11 protein-coding genes and 1 pseudogene are annotated in these 18,023 nt (G+C 57.8%); 4 read left to right on the top strand and 8 right to left on the bottom strand.

The features are described 5' to 3' along the window. Positions 1–278 precede the first annotated feature (278 nt). From Poly51_RS11150 to Poly51_RS11130, 5 genes are all read right to left on the bottom strand, one after another. A complete protein-coding gene (locus tag Poly51_RS11150) occupies positions 279–1,796 on the bottom strand; it encodes a hypothetical protein (RefSeq protein WP_146457458.1) in 1,518 nt (505 codons plus the stop codon). A gap of 73 nt (positions 1,797–1,869) precedes the next feature. Beyond that, positions 1,870–2,427 (bottom strand): hypothetical protein, encoded by a 558-nt coding sequence (locus Poly51_RS11145; protein ID WP_146457456.1) that lies wholly within the window; start codon positions 2,425–2,427, stop codon positions 1,870–1,872. A gap of 145 nt (positions 2,428–2,572) precedes the next feature. After that, complete coding sequence (locus Poly51_RS11140; RefSeq protein ID WP_146457454.1) at positions 2,573–3,247, bottom strand: GYF domain-containing protein; 675 nt, start codon at positions 3,245–3,247, stop codon at positions 2,573–2,575. A 145-nt stretch (positions 3,248–3,392) separates the two neighbouring features. Then, a complete protein-coding gene (locus tag Poly51_RS11135; RefSeq protein WP_146457452.1) occupies positions 3,393–5,177 on the bottom strand; it encodes an aspartate kinase in 1,785 nt (594 codons plus the stop codon). A gap of 61 nt (positions 5,178–5,238) precedes the next feature. Then, a complete protein-coding gene (locus tag Poly51_RS11130; protein ID WP_146457450.1) occupies positions 5,239–6,459 on the bottom strand; it encodes a cofactor-independent phosphoglycerate mutase in 1,221 nt (406 codons plus the stop codon). Positions 6,460–6,756: 297 nt separating this feature from the next. On the opposite strand from Poly51_RS11130, the gene Poly51_RS11125 reads away from it, so the two are divergent. Continuing rightward, complete coding sequence (locus Poly51_RS11125) at positions 6,757–7,845, top strand: acyltransferase family protein (RefSeq protein WP_146457448.1); 1,089 nt, start codon at positions 6,757–6,759, stop codon at positions 7,843–7,845. A gap of 43 nt (positions 7,846–7,888) precedes the next feature. Here the strand turns inward: Poly51_RS11125 and Poly51_RS11120 are convergent, their stop codons facing one another. Further along, positions 7,889–9,466: an SHD1 domain-containing protein gene (locus tag Poly51_RS11120; protein WP_146457446.1), complete on the bottom strand. Its 1,578-nt coding sequence runs from the start codon at positions 9,464–9,466 to the stop codon at positions 7,889–7,891. A 56-nt stretch (positions 9,467–9,522) separates the two neighbouring features. Further along, positions 9,523–10,278 carry a HEAT repeat domain-containing protein gene (locus Poly51_RS11115; protein WP_146457445.1) on the bottom strand — a complete coding sequence of 252 codons (756 nt, stop codon included), beginning with the start codon at positions 10,276–10,278 and terminating at the stop codon, positions 9,523–9,525. A 279-nt stretch (positions 10,279–10,557) separates the two neighbouring features. On the opposite strand from Poly51_RS11115, the gene Poly51_RS11110 reads away from it, so the two are divergent. Continuing rightward, positions 10,558–15,099 carry a DUF4332 domain-containing protein gene (locus Poly51_RS11110; protein ID WP_186775482.1) on the top strand — a complete coding sequence of 1,514 codons (4,542 nt, stop codon included), beginning with the start codon at positions 10,558–10,560 and terminating at the stop codon, positions 15,097–15,099. Positions 15,100–15,164: 65 nt separating this feature from the next. Here Poly51_RS11110 and Poly51_RS11105 read toward each other — a convergent pair whose 3' ends face one another. Further along, positions 15,165–16,100, bottom strand: a complete 936-nt coding sequence (locus Poly51_RS11105) for a nucleoside hydrolase (RefSeq protein ID WP_146457441.1) — start codon at positions 16,098–16,100, stop codon at positions 15,165–15,167. 319 nt (positions 16,101–16,419) lie between these two features. On the opposite strand from Poly51_RS11105, the pseudogene Poly51_RS11095 reads away from it, so the two are divergent. Next, positions 16,420–17,614 (top strand): annotated as a pseudogene (locus tag Poly51_RS11095) (DUF1559 family PulG-like putative transporter). A 178-nt stretch (positions 17,615–17,792) separates the two neighbouring features. Then, a complete protein-coding gene (locus tag Poly51_RS11090) occupies positions 17,793–17,978 on the top strand; it encodes a hypothetical protein (RefSeq protein ID WP_146457435.1) in 186 nt (61 codons plus the stop codon). Positions 17,979–18,023 lie beyond the last annotated feature (45 nt).

Raw genomic sequence — 18,023 nt, 5'->3', positions numbered from 1 at the left:
TCCCACTTTTCGTCGACCTTTTCCCGTTCTCTTAGTACCCACCTAGTCAAATCTCCCATGGTATTGCGTCGAAAACAGAGCGTCGTTCGACATCAAGGCATAATCTTCCCGTCGAAAACGAAAGTCCGATTCGGTCCCGTAGCGTACCAAATCGCGGCACGGCGGCAAGTCGGATACCGGATCGGCCATTCGGCGTCGAATTCCGCGTCATCGGGGGCGGCGATGAAACCTCATCCGCCAGCCCTCAAATTGTGTGTTTTCCTGTGCGATCCACCGGGTTAACCGTTGGTGACTTCGGAATCACGGCTGTAGACGGCTAGCGCCGACTCGAACGTTTGGCCGTTGATCTTGAAGACCGGTTGGGCATCGGTGTGCCGGTTGCAGTGATCGACCAGCACGCGATAGAGCAGCCGAAACAGATGACGAGGCACGCGTAGCGACTGGAATGCGGCCAGCAATCGTTCGTAACTTACATCGTCGGCGAACAAGTCCTTTGGTTCCGGCGACCGTCCGTCTGCGGCGCACGCCAACATCCGGGCACGGGCCAGGTCGTAGAGCGCCTCGCCGGTCCACTGGAACGCCGGGATGACGTTTTGCTTATCCAGCCGGGCCCGTTCATGAAATTCACGAGTCTCGCGTTCGATATCGCGGTGCAGCTCTTGCGGCAAGAAAATCTTGAAACCGATACCGGGGTGCTTCAAAAGTTTGTTGTCCAGAATCGGCCAAACGAAACGTTGCATCAATTCGGCCTTGCCGCCGGTCATGTGCGGTTCGTCCACGCGGTCCATCAACACAACGACGCCGCTGTAACCCAATCGCAACAGGATCGCCCGAAACTTGTTGAGCAACTCGTAGCGATCGTCGGTCCGATCGTAGCGCGGCAGCGGTTGGCTGGCCAATTCCTTCGATGGGATATTGCCGAGCACTTTTCGCAGCGTTCCCGTTTCTCGCTTTCCGACTCGCATGTGTTTGCGAATTCCGGCGGCCGCCAACTGGTTTTTGGTCCATTGGATCCAAAACGGCATTCCGCCGACCAATGTGATTAGCGGAATCAACCAAAGGATGTGATTGCTAACCGCCGCTGGTTCGCCGTCGGCACCGACACCGCCGCCTCGATAGAACAGCCAACCGACCAGGATGACCGACGCCAAGAATGCGACGATCGCTAGCACCATCGGCCATTTGGCACCAACGTTGCTGTATCGCAGTCGTTTGCGAAGGTCGTTCCATCGGCTGGTGAACGAAGACGCCGTGGATTGGTCATAGCACGTCGCCAGCATCAAAAAATCGCGAGCCGATGTGCGGTCGAGGTTCTTCAACGCATTGGCGTCGATCCGCGGCCCGGTGCTGCCGTCGCCTTCGGTTCGCAAAACACGATCGACCAAATCGGTCACACCGAGGCACAGGATCGAGTCCATGTGGTCCCATAAACGCCACGAATCGAGGACCTTTTCGGGTTTTTTGGTCGTCCGCCGACTCATCCGTTCGCAGAAGTGATCCAGGAACGGATTGAAGTCGTCATAGCGAATCACGAACGTGCGATTGGTCGGGTTTTCTTGGTTGAACCGAGCCAGGTGCCGATCGATTTGCAGCCGCATGGCCGTTTTGCCAGAGCCCTTGGGGCCGAAGACGATCGCGGTCGACGGTTCCTTGGGATCGCCATAAACCTTGTCCCAAATCGGATGGTACGCGCTACTGATGCAGTGCTCTTTGAACACCTGATCGGTTTGGGCGTCCTCTTCGGCGAACGGGTTGCGGACGATCCCGTGGTGTTCCAAGAAGCTCTGGATATTCATGCTGGCGGGTTACCGGTTCAATTGATTCAACAAGGCGAGTTGACGGCGGCTGGTGACGGATTCGCGCGATCGATCACTCGATGCTTTTGATCATCGCGACGAATTTTTCACGGTTGGCTTTGATGACGGCGGCGGGGCCGATCATCTTGACGAAGTACTTTTGGCCTTCGGGATGGACCAAAATTGCTGCGGTCATCGCATAATCTTCTCGCTGGACGACCTTTCCGCCCGAGAACGGGCCGCCGCCCATCGATTCACCGAAGCTGCCGTTGAGATCGACCAAGTGGACTTCCCATTGGCCGACTTTCATGGTTTCGGTCTTGTTCGCATCGGCGTTGCCGCCGGCGAATTGGCCTTTCCAACGCGCGATGTTCGCGGGCACGTCGCCGCCGGCCGCCATCATGGTGATCCGCGCCGGTGCCGGTGCTCCGTCGGCGGTGGCTTCGAATTCGTGTTCGATGATTCGCGATTTCGGATCGACCGACTTGAACTCGGCGGGCACATCCAGGTCGCCGTCACCAAACACGGTGACTTTGGTGGCTTCGGCTGGCTCGGCTGCGGTAGCCAGGGGCGAGGAAAGAAGCGTCAACAAAATCGCTAGAAGCGAGGCCAGGCTTAAGAGGAAACGCATCGCGGAAACTCCAACTTTGGGAAGGATTGGCAAGGGCGGGCTTTGACAGGAGACGGCGTCGTCGTGAACGTTTCGCCATCGTCGCGTCGTCCTGCAAATACTCTAGTGCGTCGTGCCAACGCCCGGTAGTTGGGAGGTGCCGATCCTAGGCTGCGGGCCGATTGAGAAGGAAGTACAACGCGACGGCCAGCGAAATGGCGATCAAGGTTAGTGCGCCGATCCAAAATATCCGCTGGAACGAACGGGATCGTCGCGCGGCGCCGATGTTGGCTTGGCCCGCGAACGTCGGTGTCGTCACGTCACTTTCTGGGGCAACTTGGGGCCGCGGGGACGCAGCAGGTTGCACGGCCGGTTTCGCGACTTCAGATACCGACGGCAAGATCGAGGCGACTTCGACTAGGGCTTCGTCGGCGGGGCGCCACTGTGGCCATCCTTCTCGCCAAATCAGCGCCGTCGCGGCGACACGGCCTTCTTCGATCCACTGTTTCAACAAATCGCCCGAAGCCGGACCGTACTGTCCACCACTTGGCGGGCGGACGTACCATGTCGCGTCGGGCTCGTCGGCGATCAGGGAAATGGCAGCGCCAGCGGACGGCTGGCGTTTGGCGGACGGTTGGGATGCGGCGGAAACTTTGGGTGCCGGGCGCGACCTGGTGGCAGGCTCGGCCGGTGTGTCCTGAATCGGTGAGGAAACGTCTGAGTCAGCAACCGGAATTCGAAACTTGGTTTTGCACTTCGGGCAAACGCCACGACGTCCGGCAAATTCCTGTTTGATATTGAGTTGCTTGTTGCAGGCATGACAGGCAAAACGAACACCCATGGGAGGTCCAAGCGGGAGGCAGATAGATAAGAGGGAAACGAGTAGAGGGACTCATCATAACCCAACCCTCTACCTCGCACCCGAACGGAACTCCGACGTCGATGTTACAGCGTCGATGTTGCAGTTCTGGCGTTGCCGTGCTGGTCTACATCAGCGATTGGGCGAACGCCTTTCTCAGCCCTTCGGTCGCCTCGGCCGCCCTGGTCGCGTCGATGACTGCGTTGACCTGCAGTTCGCTGGTGTTGATCATTTCGACGTTGATTTGGTCGTTCGCCAAGCGGTCGAACAGCAGCGTTGCGACATGGGTATGGCTGCGCAGTCCGATGCCGCTGACCGTGATCTTGGCGATATTGTCGGCACCTTGGACGTCTCGCATCCCATGGTTTTTCTGGATCACGCGAGCGACGTCCAGCGTCTTTTCGAGATCTTTTCTGTCGACGGTCAGCGAGACGCTGGTCGACCCGTCTTCGCCGTCATAGCCTTGCACGATCATGTCGACAAAGATGTTGGCCTTGCCGATCATTTCGAACATGTCCGCCGCGATGCCCGGTCGGTCGGGGACTCCGCGAAGCGTCACACGGGCCTGGTCTTTGGTCAGCGCGATGCCGGTCAACGTCAAGGCTTCCAGTTCGTCGGCCCTCAATCGGTTGACCAACGTATCAACGTCGGCTTTGCCTCGATCGGCCTTGATCTCGCTCCAATTTTTTGCGTCAGCAGGACGCGAATGCAAATCGAACGCTTTATGGACCGCACGTAACGCGTCGGCCGATTGTGATTTCGGAACCAGCGTCGAGATCTTGATTTCGCTGGTCGTGATCATATGGATGTTCACACCCGCGTCGGCAAGTGCGCGGAACATTCGCGACGCGACGTTCGTTTGCGTCGCCATATTCAAGCCGACCACCGAGACTTTCGACACTTCGTCGTCGTGAGTGACGCCTTGCGCTCCGATCGACTTCACCACCGAATCGAGCGCCGCAAGGGTCGACTTCAGTTCGCCTCGCGGGACCGTAAACGAGACGTCGGCGTGGCCGTCCTGTCCGACGTTCTGGACGACCATGTCGACCGCGATCTTACGCGCCGCAATTGCCGAGAAAATCTGCAAGCTTTTGCCCGGCACGTCCGGCACGCCAAGCACCGTCACGCGTGCTTCGTCGGCCGTCATTGCCGCGCCGCTGACGGGTTGGGTCGTCGATTCGGCTTCGGCCACGATCATCGTGCCCTCGGTGTCCGAAAAACTGCTGCGGACGTGAATCGGCACACCGAACTTCTTCGCAAATTCGATCGAGCGGTTGTGCATCACTCCGGCACCCAGGCTGGCCAATTCCAGCATTTCGTCGTAGCTGATCACGTCGACGCGGCGCGCCTCTGGGAGTTTGCGTGGGTCGGTCGTGTAGACGCCATCGACGTCAGTATAAATTTCACACGCATCGGCGCCCAAAACGGCGGCCAGTGCGACGGCGGTGGTGTCGCTGCCGCCGCGGCCCAGCGTCGTGATGTTCAAATCGTCGTCGATCCCTTGGAATCCCGCCGCGACGACGATGTTGCCCTCGGCCAAGAGTCGTTCGATGCGATCGGTCGAAATCGATTGAATGCGTGCTTTCGAGAAGCTGTTGTCGGTCTTCATTCCGATCTGTCCGCCGGTCAAGCTGATCGCTTTGGCGCCGAGTTCGTGAATGGCCATCGCCACCAAGGCGACGCTGACCTGTTCACCGGTGCTTAGCAGCATGTCCATCTCGCGTGCCGGCGGGTTCTCGCCGATTTGGCCGGCCAGGTCCAACAAGACATCGGTGTTCTTACCCATCGCGCTGACAACCATCACGACTTGGTGACCTTGCCGTTGGGCGCGGATCGCCTTGCGAGCGGCGGCACGGATTTTTTCAACATCGGCAACGCTAGTGCCGCCAAACTTTTGGACGATCAGAGACATGGGAGTAGGTAACAGGAGATAGGTGACAGGTAACAGGATTTTGTGATCGTAGTCTCGAGCGTTAGCCTTTTAGGAACGCTTGCATCAGGTCCCAGCCCTTCGCGAACGTTCGGCCGCTCGCCTGGGCCGCGATTTCGTCATACGTCGTTTGGTCGTCGGCCGTAATGCCGGTACCGGCGATCACCAAAGGCACCATCCCGTGCGTGTGCTTCTTGGTGCTGCAAAACGTTGGGTGATCGGGGAGCACCAAAATGCGATGGTCGCCGTATTGGGCCAGTGCATCGACAAGCGGCGCCACGATGTGCTTATCGATCTGCTGCAGTGCTTCGATCTTTGCATCGGCGCGGCCTTCGTGCGATGCTTCGTCGGGGGCTTCGATGTGAACGCAGACGACGTCGTACTCTTTTAACGCTTCAACGGCCGCGCGACCCTTGGCGGCATAGTCCGTATCCAGGTATCCGGTTGCCCCTTCGACTTCGATGCGGGGCCATCCCACCAGCGCCGCGATCCCACGCAGCAAGTCCACCGCCGTGATCATCACGCCCTGGACCCCGAATCGTTCTTTCACCGACGGCAGGCTCGGTGCGCCGCCCAATCCCCAAAGCCAGACGTTCGTGGCCGGACGCTTGCCTTCGGCGATGCGTTTCTTGTTGACCGGATGGTCGGCAAACAGTTCGGCCGAATCGTTCATCAACCGAACCAGCCAGTCGCTGCCCGGGCCGCGCGGGAAATCATCGGCGACACTCAGGTCCGTCAAATCGTGCGGCGCGCTGGTGCGGGTATCGCGAGCGAAGGGAGCCGGTTCGCCATCGACGCCTCGATAGATCAACAGATTTCGATAGCTGACGCCGGGCACAAATTCCAACCGTCCGTCCATGCCGTCGCGAGACAGAATCTTTTCCTGCGCCGACTTTAGCAACTCGGTTCCTTCGGCGGTCGAGACGTGATCGGCGGTAAAATCGACCATCACTTGGTCTTCGATCGTGACCAAATTGCATCGAACGGCCCAGTCGTTGGGGCCGAGCGTGATGCCTTGGGCTGCAGCTTCCAGGGGGGCACGGCCGGTGAAATAGACATCCGGGTCATAGCCCAGAAGGCACAGGTTGGCGACTTCGCTGCCCGCGGGCAGGTGGGCCGGCGTGTTATTGGACAGGGCCTGGAATCCGCGAGCGGCGATCGCGTCCATCGCCGGCAATTGGGCGGCCTGGAGCGGCGTTTTTCCGCCGAGCGAATCCATCGGTTCATCGGCGCATCCGTCCGGGATGACGATTACATACTTCACAGCGAGGCTCCGCCGAGTGGTTGGTTTTGCGGATCGAATCCGCAGATTTGATCGAAATGAGGGAAATCTCGGCGTAGTTTCGTTCAGGTCTGGATCGGACGAAAGGGGGTTTCGCCGCATCGTGGTTCTGTTCGGCGATCGTTTCCGCCGCCGGCGCAACCGGAACGGTCGGCCCAATCCGACGCCGGCGACCGGCGGTCGGTCGACGAAAGGGGCACATTGATCAAGGGCCGCGTTTCGCAACCTAGGTTTCAGCGAACGCCTGAATTCGGGATTTTGCACCACCAACAAGCCATCATGTCAAACGATTCGGCCTCGTCGCCCAGCATTTTGAAACCACATCGACGAATCGTCGAGTTGGATTCGCTGCGCGCCCTTGCCGCGATCAACTTGGTGCTCTTCCACTTCACTTTGGTGTACGCGAACAAGTACGGCTATTCGTCGCCCCTCGGCTTTCAATGGCCGTTTGGTGCTTACGGCGTCGAGATGTTTTTTATCTTGAGCGGATTCGTCAACAGCATGTCGTTGTTGCGTCGCGGTAAGCCGGTTGATTTCGTCGCCGCTCGATTGATTCGCATCGTGCCCGTGTTCCTGTTGGTGATCATCGCCAATCTTTGGATTTTGCCGTTGGCTCCGATGCAACAATCGGTAACGCTCGGTCAGTTCGTTGCCAATATGACGTTGTTGCCAAGAGTGTTGGGATTCGAGTGCGTCGATCCGGTGATGTGGACGTTGCAGATCGAGATGATGTTTTACGTCACGCTTGTGACCTTGTTCATGATCGGCGGACTGCGGCGGTACTTCATCGGTTGGGGAAGTCTGTTGGCGATGTCGATCACGTTTTGTCCGCTGCTGGATTCGTTGGAAGCCACCTACGGCGGTCAAGCTTGGTTCAGCGTTGCCACGGGACTAAGACGTTTGTTGCTGTTGGACTTTGCGCCGCTGTTTTCGATCGGCTTCCTGCTGTACATGATCAAGACCGGTGTCGGCAAACGGTGGCAAAACATTGCCGGCATCGTCGTTGCCGCAATCGTGTTTCACTGCATCGACCACGGCAAACACAATCCCGTCGCAACCGTGATGATCATCGGTTTGGTGACGCTATGTGCGTACGGCAAAGTGCCACCGTTGAGGTTCCGACCTTTGGTCTACATCAGCACGATTTCGTACGCGATCTACCTTTGCCACAACAATTTGGGCTGTGCATTGATCCGTCGCTTTGACGAAGCGGGCGTGCCACCGGTGATCTGTTTTGCGATCGCCGTGGTCTTCTCGTTTGCGTTGGCGGTGATCATCACGCACCGCGTCGAGCAACCCATCACCAATGCGCTTCGCCGCGGATGGGTGCGCTATCGAAATCCGACTGCGGAAGTCGCCGCGGCATGACCGACCGTCCCGGTCTCGGTCGTGATTTCCAGCCGCGTTCGGATCAGCGGCGTTCTTTGGTCAGCGAACCGATCTTCACGTCTCGGTCCACCCACTGACCCTCTTCCCACGCGCTGCGGCCGGCCACTTGCCAACTTTCGGGTTCGATTTTCGTCACGCTATGGTCGATGCGGCGGATCATGGATTCGGCACCTGCGTGGGGCAACGTCGCGATCACCAATTCCGTGATCGGTGATTTGCGAAAAATTGCCAGCTTCGAGCCGATTCGCGTGCGATCGGAACCCGCAACGTCATAGCGCCAAATCGGAACGCCGCGATACAGGCTGACAAGCGTTCCCGAATCGGTGATTAGCATGTCATGGTCGATCCAGAATGGTGTTCCCGTTCCCAAGCTGTTGCGACTGCGGACGTCACCGGCCAGCGCTGCCGAAGGCAGGTCCCAGGCCCGAACACGACGCGTTGTGGCGATCGCCAATTGGTTTCCTAAGGGCGAAAAAGAAACGCCTGGAACTTGTTTCTCGACTTTGATGCGGCCTTGCCAGTCACCCGTCGCCGTCGTCCATAGATCGACGCCGCCTTCGTAGGGAATCGCAACGTAGCGACCGCCGCCGGACACCGCCAGCGCCGCCCGCTTGTCGATGCCTTCGATCTGATAGAGCTGTTTTCCGGTCGTGATGTTCCAAAGGCCAAGGGTTTCGTCGATGACCGCCAATGCGTGATTCTGGTCGATCCATTTCGCCCAACGCAGTCGGGGCACACCGCCGGCGGATCGGCGCGGCGGCAGTTCTTTGCGATGGGATAGTTCCAGTCCGCCGTCTTGCCATCCTTCCAAGACCGCAAGCGAGCCCCCGGAGCCGAGCGAATTGAATCCGACCGCAACCAACGAGCGACCGCTTTCGAGATGATGATCCAGCAAGCGGAGCGTTTCGTTATGTCGCATCATCACGTCGGCGCTGCCACGGTCGAGTTCGAATCGAACCAGTTCTTGTCGCGTGATTTGGTCAGGCAATCGAATGGGTTCGCTGATCGACATGATCAGCGACGTTTTGCTGTTTCCTGACGCGTCCAGGGTGTTGATCGCGATCGGTGGCGAAATGCCAATGTTGAAATCGACGCGCTGGATCATGATCCTGGCATCGGCAACCGATACGTCCATGGGCGATCGATCCGCGGGAATCGACGCTGGCAAGTGGTCGGACACGCGTTGTCGGATCGGGCCGTCGAACTGCAACGGCGCATCGGCGGCCTCGGCTTCGGAAGCATCAAAAGGAATCTTAAGCGGTTCCAACGCCACGATTTTGGGCGGTGAGGGCGGCGCGGCACGCAGCCCGTTCAGCGTCGATTCAAATTGCTTTTGTTCAGCAACGTAGGCTTTGTCTTGTTCGCTGAGTTTGTCCAACGATAGCGTGATCTCGCCTCCGTCGGATCGTAGCAGCACGACCGAATTGTCGTACGCGTTGATCATGGTGGCTTTGACCGAAAACGACCCGCCCGCATCGACCCAGATCCGTTCAACGTTTTGAGCGCCCGCATTGCTGGCCGTGATTGCGATTCCTGTAAGCGTCGACAGGGCAATGCTGCGAAGGATCGCCAATCGAGTTCGGGTGGGTCGTCGGTGCATGGCAATCGGTTCGATAGTTTTGGTGTTCGAAGTTTCGCGTTCAACGATTGGGCGATCTAGAAAAGATCGCGAACTCGATCAGCGATTCGCGTTTCCACTTGCGCGGCTGGTTTGCCGTCCAACGCGGCTATCCAAACCTCGGGATCGCTACCGTAGTTCTTTCCCGTCGCGCCGCGTAGCGAAGCGATCGCCAGCGACCGGGTTGCCGGGTTACGGTCCGACAGGGCCGTTCGCAACGAATCGACCGCGATCGGACTCTTGTGGCCGGCCAACGCCGTCATCGCAGTGTGACGCACGTCTTGATTGGTTTCGGTACCGATCGTCGCCGCTAACATACGAGCAGCGTCGTCGCCTTTGCGGCGGCCGAGTGCTTCGCAGGCTTCCATGCGAACCTTAACACTCTCGTCGTCGAGCCCTTTTTCGACCATCGCCAAAGCGGACGGGTCTTGAATTGCACCGGCGGCGCGAACGGCTAAGCGTCGCATTTCAGGGCTCTGTTCGTTTTCGATCAATTGTTTCAGATGGCCCGACCAATACTGTTGGCGATTGGCCGGCATGGTTGCAATCGTGTCCGCCAACTGGGTCAGTACCTTGCGTCGTTCGTGGTCCGTCACGCCGATGGCTTCGTCTTTTTTCCATTCCTTCATCGAATAATAAGGATTGGCAACCTTCAACGCGTACAGCGGTCCATCCTGGCAACCGGCGACGGCCGCGAACGTCGACATCACCAAAGCACCCAATGTGAAGCGACGAGTCAGCGAATCGGTTTTCGTTCGATTGTAAATTGGCCGTGGCATAACAACTTTCGACATTCGGTAACTCGGTACTTTCAAAGACGGCGTCCGCATTGGCATGTATCAAAGCAACTCGCGCCATTCCAATACCACTTATCGGCACACGAATTTTGTAGCCGCGAAAAAATCTCTCTTTTCGTGAAACACCGGATTCGACTAAAGTGCGTCGACATCCGCAAATCAAACGGTGGAAGTTCGAGAATTCCCGTGGCGATTGATTCGCCATTCTTGAACAATCGTATGCAATGAATGCAATTTGCCGGGTTTCGACCCGCGTGGCCATGGAGGGGCCAGATCATGTTGTTGGACCGAATCGACATCGACGCCCACGGACCCCTAAACGGCGTAGAATTGGGCCCGTTTTCCGAACACCTCAACGTGGTATCCAGCCCCGCTGGCTCTGGAAAAACCGCAATTGTTCGCTTCATTCGTGATTCGCTGGTCAATCGCGAATATCCGCTTGGCATGATGAGCTCGTCGACGGGCCGCGTCGTCTGGGCCGATCGCCACGGAATGCTGCATTGCCGCCGCGAAAAAGATGGCACCGCGACGGGACGACGCACCGTCGAATTCGAATCTCGAGGCGCTTCGGTCTATTCCGACATCGCGAGTTCCGGGGCCTATCAAGACATGGCACTGAATGGTTCAGCTTGGGCCAATTCAATCGGCGCCGGCTCGGCAGCCCATGCAAACGCGAATTTTTCCGACTCGGCGTTGGCCATGAAGTCGATTCAGTTGCCCGAGAGCCTGGTCGACGGTGTGATCACGGATTCTGGCATCACGTCGGTCGGTCGAGTTGTGTCGGCCTGCGTTCGCGCCGGACTGGATTCGCCCGAAACGTATCGCTCGCTGCCGCTGGGCCGCGATTCGGTCTATCAAGATCGTGATGCTCACGTGGACTCGCTGGGTGGGTATCGTCGCGAAACCGTTGGCGATCGTCGCTATGAAAACCATTTGCAACGACGTGAAGAATTGGCAACCATCGAGTCCGAATTGTCTCGGTTGGATTCGGGCGGTCGTGATCGGGAATCGCTGATCCACCGTCGCGCCGAATTGGTTGCCCGCTTGAATCGTCGTACGCATCACCCCGTGGGACATAACACCGACCATTTCATTCCTCGGTCACGCTACAACGATTGGCAGCACGAATTGTCGCGTTTGCACGATCGGACGCGCGGCCTGCGTCATCGTCAACACGAATTGCGTCGTTGGATCGCCGAGATCGATGCCGAAGCGGCTCGCTACGGTGCCCGCGGCGATGTCTCGCCATCTTATCGATACGAAGCCTCGATTGCCGACGAAAATTTGCGTCGCCAACTCGAAGACCTCGACGCCCAAATGATCCGTTGGCGCCGCGCGCTGTTGGAAGTTCGCGGTCTGCGTCAAGCATTGCTTGCCGGTCGCGACACGTTCGCTCGATACACCGGATCGCCGATCGATGAAGCGACGCTTCGTCGTATGCGATTGGATGGGTTCCTGCATGCCATCGATCGCTATGAGCCGACCCGTTCATGGGACGACTTGGACCAGAACATTTATGCCGGCGGGCATCGGCCACTGCTGCATTTGGACGAAGTCGAATCTCGCATGGAGTCGGCGACACGCAATATCGATTGGTTGCTGTCGCGATACGCCAGCCCCGAAAATCTTCAACACGCTTGGTTCGAGTCGATCCCGTCATCGGCGGGTTACCGATCGGCCACTTCGTTGGAAGGCACCCTTCGTGCCATCCGCGACGACTTGCGAACGGTTCAATCGTATACGGTGGATCAATACGCACGCGGTTCGCACTACGCGGCCCCGTCGTCGATCGACCGCCACCACGTCGGCGAATTGGAAGAACTGGCGCACAGCGAATCGTGGTTAGTGGCCGCCTTGGAAGGGCTGTCGCGTCACCGTGAATCACTGCTGCGTGAAAGCACAATCGGTCACTCGGCGTCGGCTAATTTTTCGGCCGGCCCATGGTCCGAAGGCGTCCGCTTCGGCGCGATCGGACTGCGACGTGAACGTGACGAACGGTCGGCCGAACTCGGTCGATTGACCGCCGAACTGGATGACTGTTTGCGTTCGGCGGCACAGATCCGTCGTTCCATGCGTACGTTGCCAGTCATTGATTCGTACGCGGCCCACTATCAACTCGCCGGCGATCATGTGTCGGGCTATTCATCGGACTGGATCGACCGTGACGCGATCGCCGCTGAAATTCGCAGCATCGATGCGGCGATCGGTTCGACCCCGCGTATCGATTGGCTTCGAAAGCGACGCGATGAACTGATCGATCAACTTCGCGTTGTCAAACCGACGGGAAGCTCGCAATCGCCGCTCGCCGATGCTGCCAGCCGATGGTTGGTGCGTCTTTCCGCCGGTCGGTTGCAGCGTGTCGATTGGCCGTACCAACTGTATCGCAATGATTCGTCGATGATGCATCGCGATGGATTCCAAGGCGGTGTGGTCAAGATCAATGGTCGCGACGAAAACCAGTGCACGGGCGCCGAACGTGCGATCGCAACCATGGCCGTTCGATTGGCCGCGGGTGAACTTTTGGAACAACTCGGTCGTCCCATTCCTCTGGTCTTGGAAACGCATCGCGAATTGTTCTCGGACATCGGTTCGATCGGCTTGGGTGATACCACGCCTTTGGCCTACTTTGAACACGGCGATCACGGTCACAGCAATCACCCGATCGTTGCGGCGCTGCGTGACTACGCACATCGCGGCCGCCAGGTCGTTGTGTTGACCAGCCATCAAGGTTTGGTCGATCAACTTGCACGTGTCGGAGCCCGCTCGTTTGCGATTCGCGGTGAACGCGTCGTGCACCCGCATCGTCCAATGTGGCAATCCCAATACACGCCGGAAAGCTACGTCGGCCCGCATCCGCACACGTACGGCGATCGATCGGCGGAATCCGTGGCCAGTCGTCGCCCGCCGCGAAGCGGCGATGTCAATGGCGACTTTGACATGGCGTGGCGCGAAGCCTACGGGCTGTACAACGATCCCACGCAATCGGCGCGAACCGATTGGGCGATCGATGGAGCCGAGTTTCGTGACGGATACTACTATGCCGATCACTACACGACCGATGCGGCGCGAAACCATCGCGATCACGGAAACCGTGTCGACACGTCTGGCCAGGGGATGCAAAGGACTCTCTACCCGGAGAGCACGTTTCGCGATTCCTCGAATGGTTCGTATGTTGATGCTCACGGACACGCCGCTGGCCAAGTTGTATCGCCGTCGGTGGTAAACAACTCCGTTGCGATCAAGTCGGTACAAGCACCGGCAAGCCCATTCTTTTTGTCCGTGGACAGCCCGATCGACCAAGCCCCGTCCATCGACGCCGTCGCAGCGGCGCGGTTGCGTGGATTGAGCGTGACTCACATCAATCACTTGATGCAGCAAGACTCGAACCGTCTAGCCGATGCGTTGGGTTTGACGAATGTTGACGCACCCGTGATTCGTCGTTGGCAAGCCGAGTGTCGGTTGGTGTGCCGCGTACCTCAATTGCGAGGCTTCGATGCACGCGTGCTTGTCGGATGCGGGATCACCACGCCGGCACAGTTGGCGTCGATTCATCCCGTCGACTTGCTCGGCCGTGTCGAAGAATTTTTGGCAACGCAGCGAGGCCAGCAGTTATTGCTTTCCGGCAGCAGTCACGAACTGTCGCGTTTGACCAGTTGGATCGCTGCGGCCAATAGCAGCAGTGATCGAAAATTCGGTGGATTTGCTCGCGGTCGCTCGGCTTCGGTTCGTTCACACGGAAAAACGCGAATCCAAAACGGGGCGCGCCGCAGCTACTATCGTGACGAACGTTTGTCCGGCGACGATCCACTAGGTCGTGACTCGGACGCAGGGCGCGACGGTGAATTCGCGTTCGACAGCGATCGCTACGAGTACGAAAAAAATGACGGACGCCGATCCTCCGAAGGCTCGCGAGGTCGTCGACGCATTCGAACCATCGAAAGCAATGAACGGGGCTCGCGTGAAGGCGATTCCATCGACGGTTACATTCGACGACGAAGCAACCGGGGTGGAAACTCCACTCGCTCGGCCGCCGAGGGACAAGGTCGTGGAAACGGCCATGGAACTGGAAACGGCCATGGAACTGGAAACGGTTCGGGCAGTGGTTCCGATAGCGGACGATCACGGCGTCAATCGCGACGTTCATCGACTGGATCCACGTCGGCTGCACGTGAAGTCGTTCGATACGAACGAAGTGACCGTGACGAACGAGTTAGCAACGAACGAGTTAGCGGCGATCGAGTTAGCGGCGATCGAGTTGTCAGTGAAAGGGAACCACGAGCCGAACGAAGTGAACGAACCGAGAGAAGCGAACGGGCGCAGCGAGGCGAGCGCGACTCGCGTCGTCGTGAACCGCGACCCGAACGCAGTTCAGAGCGAGAGCTGCGTTTCTACTTGCAACGCGACAGTCCCGTTGTCGACGCACCGTCGATCGGCGCACGTATGGCCGAACGATTGCACGCGATTGACATCTACACTGTCGACGACTTGTTGACTTCCGATCCGGCTGCGGTCGCGGAGCAACTGGGGCATCGTCGTGTCGACGCTGATACGGTGTTGCAATGGCAGCAGCAGTCCACACTCGTTTGCCGAGTCCCGATGTTGCGAGGCCATGACGCCCAGTTGTTGGTGATGGCCGAAGTCACGACGCCCGAGGAACTTGCGGCTGAAAACGCGGGTACGTTGTTTGGCACCATCGATTCGATCGCTCGCAGCACCGAGGGCAAGCGAATCGTTCGTGGCGGCACGCTGCCCGACTTGAACGAAGTGACCGAGTGGGTCGGGTACGCCCAGCACCACCGCGAACTGATCGCGGCCTAAATCCCCCGCAATCACAGTGCGCTCGAACGACAAAGCGAGTGAGGCCACGGCCTCGCTCGCTTTGTCTATTTCGTTGTCGCCGTTTGCCAGTAGTCTTGTTTCATCGCGGCGGCATCAATCGAATCGTACATCCATACCTTCCGCTGATTGTTTTCCGGAGGCGTGTTGACCTGCTTCTCGGATGCCATTTCGGGGTGCAGTAGCGATTCGACGAGGGCCAGGTCCCACATCGTCCATGTCGTGCTGTTTGGAAATTTGGTTTTCCATTTTTGCGTCAAGTATCTACCGAGTTCGCCCATCGATTGCTGACGCGTGAAGGTATCGTCGCGATCGAAAGTCAGTTGTTTCGACACGCTGGTCGGCATGATGTGCAATTCCAGGTCGCGTTGGTTCAGCAGAAAATCGGCGGCATTCAAGTCGCGACGAATATTGAATTCCGACTTGTTCCAGACGCCCGTCGAAGCGTCGTACTGGAATCCCAAAATGTAGGCTTTGATTTTGGCCGCGATTTCGGGCGCAATTTTGATGGCCGATGCCAGGTTCGTCGACGCACCGGTGCAGACAACGATCAGGTGTTCATCGGCAGGAGTTGCCCGGGCTTGCGCGATGATGAACTGTGCCGCTACGGAGTCTTTGGCATCGTCACCGCCCCAAGGTTTTCCGAGTGGTTCCGGCGAACCTTGCGGCATCGGCACATCGCTTCGTCCCAGAACGCGCATCAGGTCCTCGTTGTCTTTCTGGCTTGCTTCGACCGACTTTGGGTCGCCCAAATAGTGAAACCACTGCGATGAAGTCAGGCCGACGACATCGAACGCGTCCTGCTTCATCATTCGCACGATCGCATACAGGTCGTCGATCTCGTTCGCCGTATCGCAGTCCAGGATTAGTCGTTGTCCTGGGGTGTGGCTCGCCTTCGCGGTGGTGGTCCCGACGAGCAGCGCCACCGCATAGCAGCACAAGATCGAATAGCAGGGTCGGCCCCGTTTTGACTTCATTATCATTGGAAAACACTCATAAACGGATCGGGGACAACAAACGAACGGGCGATTTTGGGCTGGATTCTGATGTGTTTGAAACGTTGCTGTGCGTTCACGGCACTGTCGGGCGAACCGTTCATGCGCCGCAGTTGACGGCGTTTCTCGCGTCGCAATAAACGATTGTTTATCGGTCGCCTCAGGCCCAAAATTGCAATACGGCTGGCAAGTCCAAATTTTTTCTTATCAATCCGTTACTGAGCGTCTATGACGTTTTGAGGATTTGACGAGCCAGTCTGATGTGAAGTTTTGAGTCTTTCTCTTTTTAATCCTAGGGATTTTAGTCATGAAGAACGCGAATCGGAATCGAGGTTTCACCTTGGTGGAGCTTCTAGTGGTCATCGCCATCATCGGCGTGTTGGTCGGGTTGCGTGCCGGCGGTTCAAGCGGCACGTGAAGTTGCTCGTCGGATGAGTTGCAGTAACAATTTCAAGCAAATCGGGCTTGGAATTCACAATTACCATTCGGTCTTCAAGAGGTTGCCGACACACGGCACAGGCACCGTTGACGGGATCAACCCCACCGGGATGGCATGGTGGCAAAATGGCGTGACCGGAAATAACAAGCAATTGAGCATGTTGGTGAGCGTTTTGCCAATGATTGAGCAACAAGGCATCTGGGAACAGATTACCAATCCTTTGGACAACAACGGCGGCACGCCACTGATTTGGCCTGCCATGGGGCCGACACCGAACGAAATCACTTACTTGCCGTGGACGTTTGAGATCCCGACCTTTCGCTGTCCCAGCGATCCAGGTGTTGGCCTTCCTGCGCTGGGTCGAACCAATTACGCAGCCTGTATCGGCGATTCGTCGGACGAAACGGCATACGGTCCTTGGCCAAATAATCGCGTTATCGGAATGACGAAGACGCGGGCCCAAACGGCACAGAAGGCCCACCGTGGATTCTTCAAGCCGTTTGACGACACAAAGTTTCGCGACTGTCTTGACGGATTATCAAATGCCATCGCGATGGGTGAAATCGCGACTTCGCTCGGCGACAAAGACAACCGAACCGTCCTGCCCAACTTCACGGCTGGGAACAACAACGCGACCATGACGGTGATTCGCCAAAATCCGAAAGCCTGTGCTGGTGTCATCGATCCACTACGACCGCGATTTTGGACCGCGGATAGTCGTGATACCCGAGCGCGAGGTTATCGCTGGGCGGATGCCAAGACGATTTTCTCGGGCATGGTCACGATCCTGCCGCCTAACAGCGAGATTTGCTCGCGGACCAACGGTGACGACTTGAACTTGGTTGGTTCAGCATCGAGCTATCACCAAGGTGGTGCCCACGTATTGATGGGTGATGGTGCGGTGAAATTCATCACCGATTCCATCGAAGCGGGGACTTCGACAGCGGGAATGGTTTGGTCGGGTGGCGTTGGCCCGCAATCCGCAGGCTCCGAAAGCCCCTACGGCTTGTGGGGTGCTTTGGGGACTCGCGCCGCGAAAGAAGTGATCGAAGAAGAGTTGTAAATCGATTGGCACCTTCTCTTGCTCGCCACTGGACGATCGGTTTCGGTGGCGAGCTTTGCCGGGGCAGAAATGCATCCCGGTTCTTTTTTTAAACCGATCGATCAACATCGATCCATTTGCGTTTGGGACAGTCAGCGAGCGAGGCGTTCGCACTCACATTTTTGAAAAGAGATTTCCGTTGAAAAACCTAATGTTCAGTTTCCTTTTCCTGGGTTGTGTCGTTCCGATGGTCAGTGGCTGTGGCGACAGTTCAGCGCCAACCAGCGTGACCGAGGGAATGGCCCCTTCGGCCATCGAAGAGTATCAAGCCAAGGAGAAGCAGTTGTTAGAGGAAACTGAGAACTCGATGAAAGACAACAAGTAGTGAACGCGAGGCGGCAATCGTTGCCGCTTTCCAATGGGCAGTTTC

Origin of the sequence: Rubripirellula tenax, from assembly GCF_007860125.1 — a bacterium.
GTDB classification, from domain to species: Bacteria; Planctomycetota; Planctomycetia; order Pirellulales; family Pirellulaceae; genus Rubripirellula; species Rubripirellula tenax.
Note: the sequence above shows the minus strand (reverse complement) of the source record. Positions and strands in the feature narration are given on the sequence as shown.

Coding starts and splice junctions, on each gene's coding strand:
- Poly51_RS11150 (WP_146457458.1), bottom strand. CDS start 1,796: ATGAATATCCAGAGCTTCTTGGAACACCACGGGATCGTCCGCAACCCG.
- Poly51_RS11145 (WP_146457456.1), bottom strand. CDS start 2,427: ATGCGTTTCCTCTTAAGCCTGGCCTCGCTTCTAGCGATTTTGTTGACG.
- Poly51_RS11140 (WP_146457454.1), bottom strand. CDS start 3,247: ATGGGTGTTCGTTTTGCCTGTCATGCCTGCAACAAGCAACTCAATATC.
- Poly51_RS11135 (WP_146457452.1), bottom strand. CDS start 5,177: ATGTCTCTGATCGTCCAAAAGTTTGGCGGCACTAGCGTTGCCGATGTT.
- Poly51_RS11125 (WP_146457448.1), top strand. CDS start 6,757: ATGTCAAACGATTCGGCCTCGTCGCCCAGCATTTTGAAACCACATCGA.
- Poly51_RS11120 (WP_146457446.1), bottom strand. CDS start 9,466: ATGCACCGACGACCCACCCGAACTCGATTGGCGATCCTTCGCAGCATT.
- Poly51_RS11115 (WP_146457445.1), bottom strand. CDS start 10,278: ATGTCGAAAGTTGTTATGCCACGGCCAATTTACAATCGAACGAAAACC.
- Poly51_RS11110 (WP_186775482.1), top strand. CDS start 10,558: ATGTTGTTGGACCGAATCGACATCGACGCCCACGGACCCCTAAACGGC.
- Poly51_RS11105 (WP_146457441.1), bottom strand. CDS start 16,100: ATGATAATGAAGTCAAAACGGGGCCGACCCTGCTATTCGATCTTGTGC.